This is a genomic window from Sphingomonas sp. GW821-FHT03E12, assembly GCF_059420685.1.
This window is the reverse complement of record NZ_JBWKUF010000002.1, coordinates 768155-784811: the sequence shown is the minus strand read 5'-3', so window position 1 is coordinate 784811 and position 16657 is coordinate 768155. Positions and strand designations below refer to the sequence as shown.

Sequence of the window (16657 nt, the reverse complement as noted above, 5' to 3'; positions counted from 1 at the left end):
TGCAAGCGTCAAGGCAAATAAAGATGCAATATTCTCTACGGAAAACAATGATCCAAATCAGATTATTTCTATCCAGAAACGAGCGTCCGAGTGCGGCTCATTCAGCCTGAAACCCCCGGCTCCCGCGCTACCACCTCAGCCGAAAACGGCAGCACTGCGGCATCCCTGCCCCCACTTCAACCTGCCCTTCCCCATGAACTGACGCCGCCCACCGGATCCGCCGATCGGAATACCGCGAGCGATCACGCTACTGCGCATCATGATAGGAGACTCCTTCGGCCGCCCGAAGAAGCTCATAATATGACGAGAGACGGATCGACATTTAGCAGTCCTTTTCCAGAGGCGCTGATTGGAACAGCTTCAGCAATGCGGCACGGGAGACCGTCCGGCTTGCGCCCACTCCAATCGAAAGCGCCGAAATTTGGCGCACAGGGACAAGGCGGAAGTTCCCGCATCCGAAACCGTCCCGCATGGCACGGCGCAAGCTCGGGAGAACAAAGGATTTTCGCGAAATGAACAGCGCAGAATCCTGCGCGCCGCCGCCCGGCGTGAGCACGATCGCACCCGCCCACGCATGAATCTCAGAACCAGACCGGCGTTCCAGCAGCCAGGCGCCAATATTCTCGTCAGCGTAGCGCAATTCCAGAGCTGGAAAGGCGAGCGAGAGCCTATCGACCCTTCCCTGCTCGTTCGACGTGATCGATAGCGGGTAGCTGCCCTCACCGATCTTGCCCTGGCATGCGGACAATCGGGGGCAGCCAAGGAGGCTGAGCCGGCGGACAGTCACGGCGCTCAGCATCACGGAAGGCGTGCGAAACAGATCGTACCCGCAGTTTCTCGTGCACTCGCCTGCAGGGCCACTACTCACATGCCCCACTTGACAGCGGATAGAGATAACCGGGCGCATCCCAGGCGCTATTTCAGCTCCTATGACGCCACCGAAGCCCGATCGCTGGGTGCAGCGCCTCGCCACAACCTGGTCGACTTCGGCCATGGGAATTGCCCGACCATTCGCTTTATGATCACGCTCGTCCGCGGGCCTGATCGGAGCCGGCATATGTTTCTGAAGGGGATGCTCGACACGCCCGAGCATCGACACCATTCGCGCTGGCGCATCACGGGCGGATATCACATCCTTCAGGTACAGATCGGAAGCAAAGTCGATCGCCCTGGCGGCCGCCCGTTTGACCAGTTCCATTTGCCCGGGCCGCGCCGGTTGCGCAGCGTTATCGGAGACTTCCGGCGCCAGATTCGCGCGGCAGCCGCCCAGCGCGGCCCCGGCGACACTTGCGAACAGCAAGACCGATAAACAGCGCCTCACGCGGCAGCCTCCATGTACTCAAGGGTGGGAAAACAGCCCGATCGGCCTGATACGCCCCTCCGTCGCCGGCCCTGCGGTGCGGGCAGGGACATTGTGCCCCGCGCTCATCACCGCGCTCCGTCGTGACGCAGGGCCTTCAGTCGTCGAGCCGCCTCTGCGAGGCCGGGTTGCGCCGGGCCTCGATCGATTGGGATCACCCGGCCGCTTTCGCCCTTCCTTACCGGGGGCGAGTAAACCCATATCGTGCCGCCGGCATCGGCCGCCGCCAATGCATAGAGACGTTTTGCCCGCGCCAGATCGCGCGGCAGCCCCCGCCCCTCTTCATATCGAATACCCAACTCAAGCTGCGCGTATTTGTCGCCTGCCCGCGCGCGGCCGGCGAGGCTCTGGAGTTCGGGCTCGGCTGCACCTGGCGCGAACTCGATGCCAGCAAAAGAGCTTGTCGCACAGCCCGCGAGCAAGATCATTGCCAGCGAGATAACGGCCATACGAAGGCTCAGATCAGAACGGCTTCCCCCCTCCACCCTGACCTCTCCACCAGATCGCTACGCGCAAGATTCGGCTAGTTCTGCGCTCAACTTGCCGGGCTCGCTTGACACCCGTCAAGACAAATAAAAGTGCAATAACGCGCTAAAAGAACGACCTACTCAAATCGGATCATTTCTACAGTGCAACAGTATGTCCGGACGCCGACCATCCGGCCGAGAACCCGTCCCTTCAGCGTTCCCGCCCGGCCTGCGACACGGTCGATTGCAACGGGCTCAGCAGATAGCTGATGATGCTTCGCGTGCCGGTACGGACGTCGACCGTCGCGGAAAGTCCCGGTGAGAGCAGGGTGCGCCGCCCATCGGTATCGACATGGGAACGATCGAGCACGATCGTCGCGATATAGACAAGGCCCAGTTCCTTGTCCTGCACGGCATCGCGGCTGATCGCGCGGACGCGGCCGGGAACCGCACCGTAACGGGTGAACGAAAAGGCTTCCAACTTCACCGCGGCCTCCTGCCCGACGCGAACGAAGCCGATATCCTTGTTGAGGATCCGGGCTTCGACCTCGAGCCCCGCGCTGGCAGGCACGATCACCATCAGCGGTTTGGCGGGCTCGATCACGCCGCCGATCGTGTGCACTTCGAGTTGCTGCACGGTGCCATCCACCGAGGATACAAGGCGCTGGAACCGGCTTTTCTGACGTGCCTTGGTCACTTCCTCGCGCCGCAGGATCGCCTCCGCCTCAGCCTTGGCCAGATCGGCGAGCGCGGTGCGCCGCGCCTGTTCACGGGTTTCGCGGAGTTGACCGTCGAGCTTGCGCGCTTCGGCTTCGCCGCGGGTGATCTGGGTCAGCGCGACGTCGCGCTCGCCCGCCTCCGCCCGCCGCTGGCGCTGCAGTTCGATCAGCCGCGCGCCGGGCGCATAGCCCCGCGCATCGAGGCGGTTCATGCTGGCGATCTGGCGGTCGAGAAGCGGCACGGTATCGGACAGCTTAGCCACCTGCGCGCGCGCCGCATTCGCATCCGAAAGCGCGGTGATCCGTGCGGCGTTGAGGCTCGCCGTCGTGGCCTCGATCTCCGCGAGTTGCGCGGCGATCAGCCGGTGCTGGGTTTCGGCGACATCCGGCGGCGTGCCGGCCGGCGCCGCAAATCGAAGCCCCTTGCCCGACAGCGCATCGGCGATCGCGCGGTTGCGGGCGATCTCCAGCTCGGCGGCGGCAAGCGCCTTTTCAGCCTGAGCCAGATCGGCGCCGGCCAGTGTGGGGTCAAGGTCGAGCAACGCCTGTCCCTTGCGCACATGATCGCCATTGCGGACATGGATGGCGCGCACCACACCGGCATCGGGAGACTGCACCAGTTTGACGTTTCCGGCTGGGATGATCGTGCCGGGCGCCGACGCCACCACGTCCACGCGTCCGAAGACAGTCCAGGCAATCGCGATCGCGAGAAAGGCAAGTGCCGCCCAGGTCACCATGCGCGCCGTCGGGGACACCGGTTGCTCGATCACCTCCAGCGCTGCGGGAAGAAATTCGGTGTCAGCCGATGGAACGAAGCGCTTGCGGCGCTCGCGGTCGTCGCGCAACGCCTGCTTCAGCACCTCCCAGTGATGTCGCCAGCCGCTCATGCCTGCACCCCGCTCTGCCGCCGGTGGAGATCGGCATAACGGCCGTTGGCGGCGAGCAGCTCGGCATGACTGCCGCGCTCGACGATCCGGCCGGCCTCCAGCGTGATGAGCATGTCGCATTGCCGCACCGCCGACAGCCGGTGCGCAATGATGATGACGGTGCGCCCTGCGGCGATCGCCTTGAGGTTCTTCTGGACGATCTCCTCGCTCTCGGCATCGAGCGCGGAGGTCGCCTCGTCGAGGATGAGGATGCGCGGACTGGTGACGAGCGCGCGTGCGATGGCGAGCCGCTGGCGCTGGCCGCCTGACAGGTTGGTGCCGCGCTCCTCGACCGGCGTGTCGTAACCCTGCGGCAGCCGCACGATGAACTCGTGTGCGCCGGCAAGGTTCGCTGCCTCGATCACCCGTTCGAGCGGCATCGCCGGATTGGCCAGCGCAATATTCTCGCGGATCGAGCGGTTGAAGAGCAGATTCTCCTGAAGGACGACGCCGATCTGGCGGCGAAGCCAGGCAGGGTCGATCTGCGCGATATCGACGCCGTCGATCAGCACCCGGCCCGAAGCGGGTACGTAGAGGCGCTGGAGCAGCTTGGTCAGCGTCGACTTGCCCGATCCCGATGAGCCGACAATGCCCAGGGTCGCACCCGCGGGGATGTCGAGATCGACATCCTCGAGCGTCCAGGGGCCCTCGAGCCCGTAGCGGAACTTCACCCCCTCGAACGCGACATGCCCCTTGACCGCGGGAAGCGCGACGCGGCTGCCGGAGCCCGGCTCGACGGGCTGGTTGAGCACGTCGCCCAGCCGTTCGACCGCGATCCGCACCTGCTGAAAATCCTGCCAGAGCTGGGCGATGCGGATCACCGGGCCGGAAACGCGCTGCGCGAACATGTTGAACGCCACCAGGCCGCCGACCGTCAGATCCTTCTCGATCACCGCCTGGGCCCCGAAATAGAGGATCAGCACCATGTTGATCTTCGAGATCAGCTGGATGAGCTGCGAGCCCGTATTGCCGAGATCGATGACCTTCTGGTTCGCCTGGCTGTAGCCGGCGAGCTGACGATCCCAGCGCTCCTGCCATTGCGGCTCCACTGCGCCGGCCTTCACCGTCTGGATTCCGCCGATGCTCTCGACCAGCAGCGCATTGTTGGCTGCCGAGCGCTCGAACTTCTCCTCGATACGCGCGCGCAATGGCCCGGTCACGAAGAAGGCAACCGCCGCATAGCAGGGGATGGCAAGCACGGCGATCAGAAACAGGGTCGGCGAATAGACCCACATCACGATCAGGAAGATGATCGTGAAGAACGGATCGACGAGCACCGTCAAGGATGCATTGGTCAGGAACTCGCGGATCGTCTCGAGCTGGCGGACGCGCATCGCGACGTCGCCGACGCGCCGGGCCTCGAAATAGGAGAGGTTCAGGCCGAGCAGGTGCCGGAACAGCTTGGTACCGAGCTCCACATCGATCTTCTGGCTGGTCCGCGAATAGAGCCGCGTCCGCAACCATCCGAACAATGTCTCCCAGACCGAGACCACGCCGAACCCGATCACCAGGATCGTCAGCGTATCCAGCGTGTTGTGGACGAGGACCTTGTCGATCACATTCTGGAAGAACAGCGGCGAGGCGAGGCCAAGCAGGTTGATCGCCAGCGTGACCAGCAACACCTCGCCGATCAGCCGCCGGTACTTGACGATCTGCGGAATAAACCACGACACGTCGAACGCGCGGCTGACGCCCCCCACCCCTTCGCGCGTCGCCACCAGCACCAGCTCGCCGGACCACATCGCCTGCAACGCGTCACGCGTAACCTTGAGCACTTGCGGCTGCACGCCGTCGAGGCTCGGGCACGGCGGCTGGATAATCGCCTCCTCGTCGCTCACCTGTGCGATCACGAACCAGCCGGCCGGACCGTTGGCGAGCGCAGGCAGCGGCGTGCGCGCGAGCTTGTCGTAGTTCGTCCGGACGCTGCGCGCACGAACATCGGCCTGGCGCTTGGCAAGCCGCTTCAGGTCGTCCGCATCGATCGGCCGCTGATGGCCAAGCCCATGCCGCAGCTGGCCAACATCGACCGCGATCCGGTGTACCGCGAGCACGGTGGCGAACGCGACGAGCCCGCTGTCGTCGACTCCATGCTGCATGGCCGGAGCGTCCGGCATGTCAGCCTGGCTCATGGCAGACGCTCCCCGGCAGGCGATCCTGTTTCGCGCGGCAGCATCGCTTCGCCGCGCGCAGGTGCAATGGCGGGCGCAGCTCCCGGCGCCGAGGTCGCTACGCCGGGGGTAGCGGGCGCTGGACCGAGCCGTTCGGTCCGTTGCGGCCGATCGCGGGTATGGCTGACCTCGTCGAAGATGCGGAAAGCGGGATCCCAAGGCAGCGCACCGCGCGCCTCGACCTTCCGCGTATAGGCCGCGGGATCGTAGAGATTGGTGCCGGTCAGCAGCCGTGCTGCGTCGAGCTGCCCGATCCGGCGCAGAAGCGCGGCTTGCGCGACATAGGCGTCGCGGCGGCTCGAGATCAGCGCGATCTCGGTTTCGCGCAGCTGGTTCTGCGCGAACAGCACGTCAAAGGTCGATCGCAGGCCTTCCCGATATTCCTCGAACGTACCCTCGTAGTAGATGCGCGCCGCCTGCAACTGCCCCTCGTGCGCCCCGATATTGCGGCTGGCCGAGGCCCAGGCGTTCCACGCACCGAGCACGGCGTCGGTCACCTGCCGCCGTGTCGCTTCGATACGCAGGAAATCCGCGCTGTTCCGGTTCTTCGCCTGTGCGGTCAATGCCTGTACCCGTCCGCCATTTGCCAGTGGGAGCGTCAGGGTCACCCGCGCGCCGAGACTGAAATCCTGATCGCGGCCATCCAGCGGCGAGACCGGTCCGTTGGTGCCGGCGGTGCCGCGCAGGTTTATCATCGGACTGCCCTCGGCCCGCGCCCCGGCGATCCGGGCGCGCGATGCGCGCTCGGTCGCGATCGCCGCGGCAAGGTCCGGATTGGCCCGTGCCGCCACCGCATATGCCTCGTCGATCGAGGCTGGCAGCAGCGGCAGAGACGGTTCGGGGGCCAGACGCCCGGGGGGACGTCCAACAAGTGCAGCAAAGCTCGAACGGCTCGCCTCGAGTTGTGCCTCCGCGGCGGTCCGCTGCACCTCAGCGGACTTTAGTTGAGTCTCGGCCTGCGCGATGTCGGTACGCGTCAGCTCGCCCGCTTCGCGGCGCGCGACCACCTCGTCCAGCGTCGCCTTCAGCAACCGTACATTGCGCTCGCGGATTCGCAGTGCCTGACTGTCCCGGCGCACGTCCGCATAGGCTGCGATCAGGTTCATCAGCAGATCGCCTTCGATCCCACGCAGGGCCTCGCGTCCCGCAGCACTCTCGGCGCGGCTGGCAAGCACCTCGGCGCGCGCACGCCCCCCGGTCCACAGGGGCTGATCGACGGCAAGTTGCGTCGTCACGTCGTTACGCCGGATATCGGGGCTGTTGAGCCGGTCCACCAGCGGCCGCCCGGCCTGGGTGATCGCGCCGGGATCCGTATAGTCATATCCTGCAGCTGCCTGGAGCTGGACTGTCGCCCTGGTCCGCGACAATGCCACGCCCAGATTGTCGTCGGTCGCACGCAGATCGTACCGGCTGGCCGCAAGCGCAGGGTTGGACGCGTACGCCTCGGCAATCGCCGATGCCAGATCCTCGTTCGGCGGCAGCGTATCCGCCGTGTCGTCGTCTTCGATCCGGGGAGCGGGGTAGCGCGCATGGACCGGGTTGAGCGACTGGTCGCGCGATTGGGCAACCGCCGGGGCGCAGGCGATCAGACCGGGAAGCAGCGCGAACAGCGACGATATCCGCATCGAACCCGACATCAGCGAACAAATGCCGTATCGGACCGGCAGCCGAGTGCAACCGCCTGGTCCAACGCGGCATCAAGCCCCGCGATTCGGTAGCGCCGCGCGCGCTTGCCAAAGGCGGGCGATACCTCGATCAGCTGCGCGCCCTTCACCAGCGCGGCCGGGATCTGCAGCTTCTGCGGATCCCGATCGCTGGCGAATCCGGGATCGAGACGTGCCAGCTCAGGGATCAGCCCGCGCCAACGAACAGCCGCCCCTCCGTCTGCGCGAAGAACTGTTTCCGAGGGGTCGAATACCCGGGACAGGTGGATGGCGATGATACCGCGGCGGTAGCTGGCGTTTCCTTTTCGGGTGACGAGGCGGCAACGCCGCTCTCCTGAAAAGCGGTCGGTCCTGACCGTCAGCCGCCAGTCGCCAAGCGACGCCCGCTCGCGCAACGGCCCGTAGGCATATGCCTCCCCCCGGCTTGGTACGAACAATAGTACAAGCGCCAGCAAGACGGCCGGCACCGCTCCCCAACCACTACGCATCAACTCCCCCGTGGCGCCGCCCGGACGCGCGGCCCCGCCGCTGCCAAGACACGGCAAGCGGAGACATCAAATGCCTGATTCGACAGCGAATGGGAAGGCTTCCGCAGGCCCGGGAACTGAGTGCGCGTTCAGCGCTCCCTTGGCCGGCCCTGGACGGAAAATGAAAAATGGTAGCGGAGGAGGGACTTGAACCCCCGACCCCAGGATTATGATTCCCGTGCTCTAACCAACTGAGCTACTCCGCCCTACCAAGGCGGCCCTTCTGGGCGAGCGGCGCACATAAGAGGGGTTTTCCAACCGGTCAAGCGAACATGTGACGCGAAAGCGCTTCCCACGGCCCGCCGCGATAATACCAGGTGGCGAGACCCGCGATCTCCACCTCGCGCGCGCGAAACTCCTTGCCCAGCGCGCCCATCAGCAGCTTTGCCATCGACGGCGCGACCTTATTCTGGATCGTGACGTGCGACCGCCACCCGCCCGCATCCTGCGGCATCAGCAATCCGGAGAACGCATCCGCCAGATCATGACGGATCGCGGAGAGCCCCGGCGAATCGATCTTCACCGCCACCCCGCGCCCCAGCGACATCAGCCCGACCGCCTTCGCTACCGGCGCACGCACACCGCGCGTCGCTTCGGTCAGCCGGTGCTTGAGCTCGTTCTCCACCGACGGCGGCAGATGATGGAACAGCGTCAGATGCGCGGGCAACACATTGCGATCGGCCGGATAATGCTCGCGCCGCATCGCATCCAGCGCCGCCTGATCCGCTCGGTCGAGCAAGGCGGTGACGATGATCGGAGCAGTTGCCATCCCTATTCGTCACCCCGAACTGGTTCCGGGGTCAAATCTCGACCTGGCTGCCCAGCTCGACGACGCGGTTGGTGGGCAAGCGGAAGAACTCCATCGCGCTTTCCGCATTGCGCAGCATCCACGCGAACAGTTTCTCGCGCCAGATCCGCATCCCCGGCCGCTCCGACGGCAACAGCGTCTGCCGGGACAGGAAGAAGCTGGTGTCCATCATGTTGAACGCGCCGCCACACTTGCCCCCGCACGCCCCGATCGCCTTGAGCGCGCCGGGCACGTCGGCCTCTTGCATGAAGCCGTAATAGAGCAGCATCCGGTGGAAGCCCTGGCCCAGATCGTCGATCTTCACCCGCGTTTCCTCGGCGACATAGGGGACGTCGGCGATCTTCACGGTCAGCAGGATCACCCGCTCGTGCAGCACCTTGTTGTGCTTGAGGTTGTGGAGCAGCGCGTGCGGCACGCCTTCGGGGGTCGAGGTCATGAACACCGCAGTGCCGCCCACCCGCGTCGCGGAGCCCGCGGCGGACTGGATGAACACCTTGATCGGCATCGCGCCCTCGCGCATCCGCTCGACCATCAGGCGGCGGCCCTTGGCCCAGGTGGTCAGCAGCGTGAAGATGATCACGCCGGCGAACAGCGGGAACCAGCCGCCATCCGGGATCTTGGTCAGGTTCGCGCTGAAATAGGCGAGGTCGATCAGGAAGAAGACCGCGAGGAACGGGATCGCGTAGCGCTTCTTCCACTTCCACAGGCTGAACAGCACCACCGCCAGCAGGCAGTTGTCGATCAGCATCGCCCCGGTCACCGCGATGCCATAGGCCGCGGTCAGGTTGGACGAGGTCTTGAAGGTCAGCACGAGCAGGATGATCGCGACCATCAGCGCCCAGTTGATCAGCGGGATGTAGATCTGCCCTGCGGTCGACGCGCTGGTGTGCGAAATGCGCAGGCGCGGGATGAAGCCCAGTTGGATCCCCTGCTGCGTGACCGAGAAGGCGCCGGTGATCACCGCCTGCGAGGCGATGATCGCCGCCATCGTCGCGAGCCCCACCAGCGGCAGGCGCAGATATTCGGGGGCGAGCATGTAGAAGGGGCTCTGCAGCGCGGAGGCGTCGCGCATCAGCAGCGCACCCTGCCCCATATAGTTGCACATCAGCGCCGGCAGCACGAACCACAGCCATGAGATACGGATCGGCTTGCGCCCGAAATGGCCCATATCGGCATAGAGCGCCTCGGCGCCGGTCACCGCCAGCACCACCGCGCCCAGCGCCAGGAAGGCGGCGAGCCCGTCACTGAGGAAGAACTGCACCGCATAGTGCGGCGAGAAGGCCCAGAGGATCTCGGGCGTCTGGATCGCGCTCAGCACGCCCAGCGTCGCGATCGTCGCAAAATAGGTGAGCATGATCGGGCCGAACATGGCGCCGACGCGCGCGGTGCCGGTCCGCTGGATCGCGAACAGCCCGACCAGCAGGCCGACCGCGATCGGCAGGATCCAGTCCTTCGCGGCAGGCGCCGCAACCGCGATGCCCTCGACCGCCGACAGCACCGACACCGCCGGAGTGATCATCGAATCACCATAGAAGAGCGCGGTCGCGAACACGCCGAGCAGCACGATCCCGGCGGTCCAGCGTTTCTGTCCGCTGGCGGCGTTGATCAGCGCCAGCAGCGCCAGGCTGCCGCCCTCGCCCTTGTTGTCGGCGCGCATGATGACGGTGACGTATTTCAGCGTCACGATCAGCAGCATCGACCAGAACATCAGGCTGATCACGCCCATGATGTGCGCCTCGTCGAGCGTCAGCGGATGGTGACCCGCAAAGGCTTCGCGAAACGCATAAAGCGGGCTGGTGCCGATATCGCCGAACACGATCCCGATCGCACCGACGACAAGCTTCGCGATGGCCGCCGGGCGGCCATGCGTGTGATGCTGATCATGGGTGGAGTGGGAAGACGAGTCGTCGGCCGGCTCGGCGCTTCCGTTGGCCTCGCTCACGGGAGAAACTTGCGTACCGTGGCGAGCAATGCAGTGGTCATGTCAGACCGGCTACCTGTCCGTTGAAACGGCGGCGCAGTTAGCACGTGCAACATCGCGGCGCAATTGCAGCGAATTTCACCGTCCCGCGGCGGGAAACAGCGCGTTCGCTTCGCTGCGCGTCGGCACCGCTCGCAGTACGAAGCTGGAACTGATCTTCACCACCCCGGGCAACCGCCCCATTTCTTCGCGGTGAAGGCGCTCGTAATCGTCGAGGTCACGGCACAATATCTTGAGGCGGTAATCGTACCCGCCCGAAACCAGCGCGCATTCGACGATCCCGTCGATTTGCGCCACCGCCGCCTCGAACCGCGCCAGATCCTCGCCCACCTCGGTACCCAGCGTGATATCGACCATCGCGGTGACGCTGTAGCCCAGCCGTCGCAGCCCCAGCCGCGCGCTATAGCCCAGGATATGCCCCGACGCCTCCAGTGCCTGGATGCGGCGTGTGCAAGCCGATTGCGAAAGCCCGACCTGCCCCGCGATCTGGCTCACCGGCGCGCGGGCGTTGAGCGACAGCTGTTTCAGGATCGCTTCGTCAATCCGGTCCATTTTGCATAAATCTCACTTACATCAGCAGTAGTCAGCATATTCATGCATAACGCTAGCGCAAGGCACATAAGTTTGCAGAGATTCGCGGCGGCATCCTGCGTTACGTTCCTCCTCGAAACAAATCGAATCCGGAGAGTGAAGATGCGCGTCGGTGTTCCCAAGGAAATCAAGAATCACGAATATCGCGTCGGCCTGACGCCGTCGCTGGTCGCGGAGCTCACTGCGCACGGCCATGACGTGGTCGTGCAGACCAATGCGGGCAGCGGCATCGACATTCAGGACGCTGACTATGTTGCTGCCGGCGCACGCATCGTCGCCACTGCCGCCGACGTATTCGCGCAGTCCGACATGATCGTGAAGGTCAAGGAACCGCAAGCCCAGGAAGTGGCGATGCTCGAGCCGCGCCACACCCTGTTCACCTATCTCCACCTCGCGCCGGATCCCGAGCAGGCGGCGGGCCTGATCAAATCGGGCGCGACCTGCATCGCCTATGAGACGGTTACCGCCAGCGACCGCTCGCTCCCGCTGCTCAAGCCGATGAGCGAAGTCGCGGGCCGCATGTCGGTTCAGGTCGGCGCGCACTATCTTGAGAAGGAACAGGGCGGCCGCGGCGTGCTGCTCGGCGGCGTTCCGGGCGTCGCCCCGGCCAAGGTCGCGATCCTTGGCGGCGGCGTGTCGGGCATCAACGCCGCGCAGATGGCGACGGGCCTGCGCGCCGACGTCACCATCTACGACATCAGCAACGCCCGCCTCGCCGAACTCGACTTGCACTTCGGCAGCCAGATCAAGACCGCCTATGCCAGCAAGGCAGCGATCGCGGCGGCCGTGACACAGGCGGAACTGGTGATCGGCGCCGTGCTCGTGCCGGGCGCCGCCGCGCCCAAGCTCGTCACGCGCGACATGCTCAAGACGATGAAGCGCGGCTCGGTGCTGGTCGACATCGCGATCGACCAGGGCGGCTGCTTCGAGACCAGCCATGCCACCACGCATGAGGATCCGGTCTACGAGGTCGATGGCGTGATCCATTACTGCGTAGCCAACATGCCGGGCGCGGTCGCGCGCACCAGCACCTTCGCGCTCAACAACGCGACGCTGCCGTTCGTGATGAAGCTCGCCAATCTCGGCGCTGAGGCGGCGATGGCCGCCGATCCGCACCTCGCCGCGGGCCTCAACGTCTACAAGGGCGCGATCACCCATGAAGCGGTGGCCGAAGCGCTCAACCTGCCCTTCACGGCCTGGAGGCCGTAAGCAGCTCGCTCGCCGCCGCCTTTCCCTCTTCCCGGGCGGCGGCGGGCAACCCTCAATCGAGCGCCGTCAGCCACGTCTCCGCCGCGCTCGGCGACAGGAAGATGTTCTGATACTCCACCAGCGTGCGGCGCAGCTGCATCTTGAGCAGACTCGATTCCACGATCAGCGCGACCCGGTCCCCGTCGCGATAGAGCGCCAGATTACCCGTCCGCATCCGCTCGGCCGCCTCCTGGGTACGGATCGGTGAATTGCGCAGGTCGGCGAGGACGCGCACCTTGCCGAAACGAAGTCGCGCATCGCGCACGACGTCGCCCAGTATCGCCAGATAGCGATCGACATCGGCGAGCTGCTGCACGGCGACGCTGTTGATCCGCAAAATCCTGACCCGGTCGTCGCGGATGATCTCGTACAGGCCAGGCTCCGACGCCACGACCACGCACTCCGTATCCGCCGCCGATGGTGCCACCGGTGCCACAGCCCCTCCCCCACTATTCGCTGGGCGGGTGGTTTGCCGCGGCAAGGTAAATAATCGGTGTTGGCCCAAACCCCGCGCGCATAATTGGGGGATTTTCTTGCCTTTCGCACCCGCTGCGGCTAAGGCGCGCTCCGTCCGGCGGGCAAGTGCTCGCGGAGGGGGGCGCGGAGAGACGATCTCACGCGCCATTTTCGCTTTGAACAAAGCGCGATACCCCATTCCGCGGTGCGTGCCCATCGGATGCCGTGACCGGCATGCGGCCGCCACGGCATTTCGGCCAACAAGACCGCTGGATCCAACCAGCCGGCCGGAAAAACGATAGTTAGGACTGAACCCTTTATGGCCACTTCGGCAAACCCCACGCGCGACGATTTCGCCGCGCTGCTCGACCAGACCCTTGGCGGTGCGGAGAGCTTTGAAGGCCGTGTCGTCATCGGCACCGTCACCGGCATCGAAAACGATCTCGCCATCATCGACGTCGGCCTCAAGAGCGAAGGCCGCGTGCCGCTGCGCGAATTCGCAGCTCCCGGCCAGCCCGCCGATCTCAAGGTCGGTGACGAAGTCGAGGTCTATGTCGACCGCGTCGAGAATGCGAACGGCGAAGCGATGCTCAGCCGCGACCGCGCCCGCCGCGAAGCCGCATGGGACAAGCTCGAGCTCGAATTCTCGCAGGGCAACCGCGTCGAAGGCATCATCTTTGGCCGCGTCAAGGGCGGCTTCACCGTCGACCTGTCGGGCGCCGTGGCGTTCCTCCCGGGTTCGCAGGTCGATATCCGTCCGGTGCGCGACGTGCAGCCGCTGATGGACCTGCCGCAGCCCTTCCAGATCCTCAAGATGGACCGCAAGCGCGGCAACATCGTCGTGTCGCGCCGCGCCGTTCTCGAAGAGAACCGCGCCGAGCAGCGTTCGGGCCTGATCCAGTCGCTGGCCGAGGGCCAGGTGATCGACGGCGTCGTCAAGAACATCACCGATTACGGTGCGTTCGTTGACCTGGGCGGCATCGACGGCCTGCTGCACGTCACCGACCTCAGCTACAAGCGCGTCAACCACCCGTCCGAGATGCTGAACATCGGCGACACGGTGAAGGTGCAGATCATCCGCATCAACCGCGACACGCAGCGCATCTCGCTCGGCATGAAGCAGCTCGAGAGCGATCCGTGGGATGGCGCGGGTTCGAAGTACCCGGTCGGCGCCAAGCTGTCGGGCCGCGTGACCAACATCACCGAGTACGGCGCGTTCGTCGAGCTCGAGCCGGGCATCGAGGGCCTCGTCCACGTCTCGGAGATGAGCTGGACCAAGAAGAACGTCCATCCGGGCAAGATCGTCTCGACCTCGCAGGAAGTCGATGTCGTGGTGCTCGAGGTCGATCAGGACAAGCGCCGCATCTCGCTGGGCCTCAAGCAGGCTCACCAGAACCCGTGGGAGGCCTTCGCGGCTGCCCATCCGGTCGGCACCGAAGTCGAGGGCGAAGTCAAGAACGCCACCGAATTCGGCCTGTTCATTGGCCTGGACAACGACGTCGACGGCATGGTCCACATGTCGGACATCGCCTGGGGCATCTCGGGCGAGGACGCGCTGGCGCTTCACCGCAAGGGCGAGATGGTCAAGGCCGTCGTTCTGGCGGTCGAGCCGGACAAGGAGCGCATCTCGCTCGGCATGAAGCAGCTTGAGCGCGGTGGCGTCCCCACCGGTGCGGCTGCTGCCGGCGCCGGCGCACGCGTCAACAAGAACGAAGTCGTCACCGTCACCGTCCTGGAAGTGCGCGACGCGGGTCTCGAAGTGCAGGTTGGCGACGATGGCGCGACCGGCTTCATCAAGCGCACCGACCTCGGCCGCGACCGCGACGAGCAGCGTCCGGAGCGTTTCCAGGTCGGCCAGAAGTTCGACGCGATGGTCACCGGCCTCGATCGTTCGAAGAAGCCGACCTTCTCGGTCAAGGCGATGCAGATCGCCGAAGAGAAGCAGGCGGTTGCGCAGTATGGCTCGTCCGACTCGGGCGCGTCGCTGGGCGACATTCTCGGCGAAGCCCTCAAGGCACGCGAAGAGAAGAAGTGATTTGGTGCGGGACGGGCGGTTTTTGCCGCCCGTCCCGCCAATCTTTTCAACGGCTTCCCTGCCACCCCTCCAAAAACGGGATTCCCACCGCAAGATTCGATTGATGCAGGTGAGGAATCGAGCCTAAAATCATCCCCACGTTACGCCCTGGCCAAGGGCCGAGATGTGATTTCCCGGTATGATGACACCGCCGGGCATTTGGGGACACGGAATGATCCGTTCTGAACTCGTGCAGATGCTGGCGGCGGACAATCCCGGCCTGTCCGCGCGCGAGATCGAACGCATCGTCGATACCTTCTTCGAAGAAATCACGACGCGCCTGGTTTCCGACGGCCGCGTCGAATTGCGCGGTTTCGGTGCTTTCTCCACCCGCGCCCGCGATGCGCGCACCGGCCGCAACCCCCGCACCGGCGAAACCGTCGATGTCGATGCGAAGCGCGTGCCCTACTTCAAACCCGGCAAGGAAATGCGCAGCCGCCTCAACGTCTAGAGGTCGGACCGCCAACGCGCTTGGCACTCTTCCATTGACCCGATAGAGCCATCCGACACGCGCGGGCGTGGCGGAATGGTAGACGCACCGGACTTAAAATCCGTTGGGCCTTAGGCCCGTGGGGGTTCAAGTCCCCCCGCCCGTACCAGCAACCAAGACTAGCGACGCCGCGGCCCGGTCGATTGCCGCACCGTCAGCGTGGGGACCACGATGACTGGTCCATCGGGCACTTCCCGCCCGCTCCGCTCAGCGATGATCAACTCGACTGCGCGCGCGGTCACGTCGGCGATCGGCTGGGTGATCGCGGTCAACGACGGATGATTGAACCGTGCAATCGGTGTATCGTCGAAGCTGATCAGCGACAGATCGCCGGGAACGTCCAGCCCTCGCTCGCGCGCGATCTCCAGCGCACCCAGCGTCATCTGATCATTGCTAGCGATGATCGCAGTCGCGCCAGCCTCAAGCAGAAGCGGCGTCGCGGCACGGCCGGACTGGCGCAAAAAGTCTCCCTGCGCCAGCAGTCCGTCGGTCGAGAGGCCCGCCTCCGTCATCGCGGCATGCCAGCCGTCGATACGCCAGCCGCTCAGTTCATATTCGTCCGGCCCGGCGATCAGCCCGATCCGCTCATGCCCGAGTTCGATCAGATGCCGCGTCGCCAGCGCTGCGGCGATATCGTCCCCCATCGTAAGCCGGAACCCTGGTCCCTCGGCGAGCGAACCGATCCGTGCCAGCCCGATATGCGCGTCGTCGAGGAGCGCAAGAATGGCCGGGTTGGCCGAGTGGGGTGGCGTCAGGATCACGCCGTCGGGCTGCAACGCCGCCAGCGCAGCGCTCAACTCGCGCTCGATATGATCGCTATGCGTATCGACCAGCTCGACGATCAGCCGGTAGCCATGCTCGGCGCAGGTCAGCATCCCGCCGAGGAGCATCTGGTCGACCCAGTCGGTGCCGTCGCGCGCACGCCAGCCGTCTATCGTACGCTCGCGATCGTTGAGCGCCATGATGAGGTAGGACCGCGATCCGCTCATCCGTTGAGCCGCGATCGAAGGAACATAGCCCAGACGCGCGATCGAGGCGCGGACGCGCTCCGCCATTTCGGGCCGGACGTTCGGTTCCTTGTTGATGACGCGGCTCACCGTCTGGAGCGAAACCCCAGCGTCAGCGGCAACGTGCCGGATCGTGACGGCCTGTTTGCGGCGTGCCATGAGCTCGTTCGT

Annotated in this window: 14 protein-coding genes and 2 tRNA genes; 4 read left to right on the top strand and 12 right to left on the bottom strand. The window is 65.3% G+C overall.

Annotation, left to right across the window (positions count from 1 at the left end):
* Nucleotides 1-322: 322 nt before the first annotated feature.
* The 10 genes from AC07TU_RS09210 to AC07TU_RS09165 all read right to left on the bottom strand — a co-directional run bounded on the left by AC07TU_RS09210 (nucleotide 323) and on the right by AC07TU_RS09165 (nucleotide 11172).
* Entirely contained in the window at nucleotides 323-1300 is a 978-nt protein-coding gene (locus AC07TU_RS09210; protein ID WP_495187602.1) for a hypothetical protein, read from the bottom strand.
* Nucleotides 1301-1428: 128 nt separating this feature from the next.
* Nucleotides 1429-1788, bottom strand: coding sequence for a hypothetical protein (locus AC07TU_RS09205; protein ID WP_495187601.1), 360 nt, complete (start codon nucleotides 1786-1788; stop codon nucleotides 1429-1431).
* Between the two features lie 250 nt (nucleotides 1789-2038).
* Entirely contained in the window at nucleotides 2039-3433 is a 1395-nt protein-coding gene (locus AC07TU_RS09200) for an HlyD family type I secretion periplasmic adaptor subunit (RefSeq protein WP_495187600.1), read from the bottom strand.
* On the bottom strand, nucleotides 3430-5601 hold the full coding sequence (locus tag AC07TU_RS09195) for a type I secretion system permease/ATPase (RefSeq protein WP_495187599.1): 2172 nt from the start codon (nucleotides 5599-5601) through the stop codon (nucleotides 3430-3432). The genes AC07TU_RS09200 and AC07TU_RS09195 overlap by 4 nt, the downstream gene beginning before the upstream one ends.
* A complete protein-coding gene (locus tag AC07TU_RS09190) occupies nucleotides 5598-7277 on the bottom strand; it encodes a TolC family outer membrane protein (RefSeq protein ID WP_495187598.1) in 1680 nt (559 codons plus the stop codon). Before AC07TU_RS09190 ends, AC07TU_RS09195 begins: the two co-directional genes overlap by 4 nt.
* The gene (locus AC07TU_RS09185) at nucleotides 7277-7792 is read right to left on the bottom strand and encodes a hypothetical protein (RefSeq protein WP_495187597.1); all 516 of its coding nucleotides are present in this window, start codon (nucleotides 7790-7792) and stop codon (nucleotides 7277-7279) included. The genes AC07TU_RS09190 and AC07TU_RS09185 overlap by 1 nt, the downstream gene beginning before the upstream one ends.
* Before the next feature lie 168 nt (nucleotides 7793-7960).
* Nucleotides 7961-8037, bottom strand: a tRNA-Met gene (locus tag AC07TU_RS09180).
* Between the two features lie 56 nt (nucleotides 8038-8093).
* Nucleotides 8094-8600 (bottom strand): 2'-5' RNA ligase family protein, encoded by a 507-nt coding sequence (locus tag AC07TU_RS09175; protein ID WP_495187596.1) that lies wholly within the window; start codon nucleotides 8598-8600, stop codon nucleotides 8094-8096.
* Between the two features lie 31 nt (nucleotides 8601-8631).
* A complete protein-coding gene (locus AC07TU_RS09170) occupies nucleotides 8632-10581 on the bottom strand; it encodes a potassium transporter Kup (protein ID WP_495187595.1) in 1950 nt (649 codons plus the stop codon).
* Nucleotides 10582-10698: 117 nt separating this feature from the next.
* Complete coding sequence (locus tag AC07TU_RS09165) at nucleotides 10699-11172, bottom strand: Lrp/AsnC family transcriptional regulator (protein ID WP_075152418.1); 474 nt, start codon at nucleotides 11170-11172, stop codon at nucleotides 10699-10701.
* Nucleotides 11173-11313: 141 nt separating this feature from the next.
* On the opposite strand from AC07TU_RS09165, the gene ald reads away from it, so the two are divergent.
* Nucleotides 11314-12420, top strand: a complete 1107-nt coding sequence (gene ald, locus AC07TU_RS09160) for an alanine dehydrogenase (protein ID WP_495187594.1) — start codon at nucleotides 11314-11316, stop codon at nucleotides 12418-12420.
* 52 nt (nucleotides 12421-12472) lie between these two features.
* On the opposite strand, the gene AC07TU_RS09155 is transcribed toward ald, so the two are convergent.
* The gene (locus AC07TU_RS09155; protein ID WP_495187593.1) at nucleotides 12473-12850 is read right to left on the bottom strand and encodes a SpoIIAA family protein; all 378 of its coding nucleotides are present in this window, start codon (nucleotides 12848-12850) and stop codon (nucleotides 12473-12475) included.
* 384 nt (nucleotides 12851-13234) lie between these two features.
* Here AC07TU_RS09155 and rpsA point away from each other — a divergent pair, with 384 nt between their 5' ends.
* The 3 genes from rpsA (at nucleotide 13235) to AC07TU_RS09140 (ending at nucleotide 15588) form a co-directional block, all read left to right on the top strand.
* Nucleotides 13235-14950, top strand: coding sequence for a 30S ribosomal protein S1 (rpsA, locus tag AC07TU_RS09150; RefSeq protein ID WP_495187592.1), 1716 nt, complete (start codon nucleotides 13235-13237; stop codon nucleotides 14948-14950).
* A gap of 211 nt (nucleotides 14951-15161) precedes the next feature.
* Nucleotides 15162-15440 (top strand): integration host factor subunit beta, encoded by a 279-nt coding sequence (locus tag AC07TU_RS09145; RefSeq protein WP_495187591.1) that lies wholly within the window; start codon nucleotides 15162-15164, stop codon nucleotides 15438-15440.
* 61 nt (nucleotides 15441-15501) lie between these two features.
* A tRNA-Leu gene (locus tag AC07TU_RS09140) sits at nucleotides 15502-15588 on the top strand.
* 10 nt (nucleotides 15589-15598) lie between these two features.
* On the opposite strand, the gene AC07TU_RS09135 is transcribed toward AC07TU_RS09140, so the two are convergent.
* Nucleotides 15599-16645, bottom strand: coding sequence for a LacI family DNA-binding transcriptional regulator (locus AC07TU_RS09135; RefSeq protein WP_495187590.1), 1047 nt, complete (start codon nucleotides 16643-16645; stop codon nucleotides 15599-15601).
* Nucleotides 16646-16657: the final 12 nt, after the last annotated feature.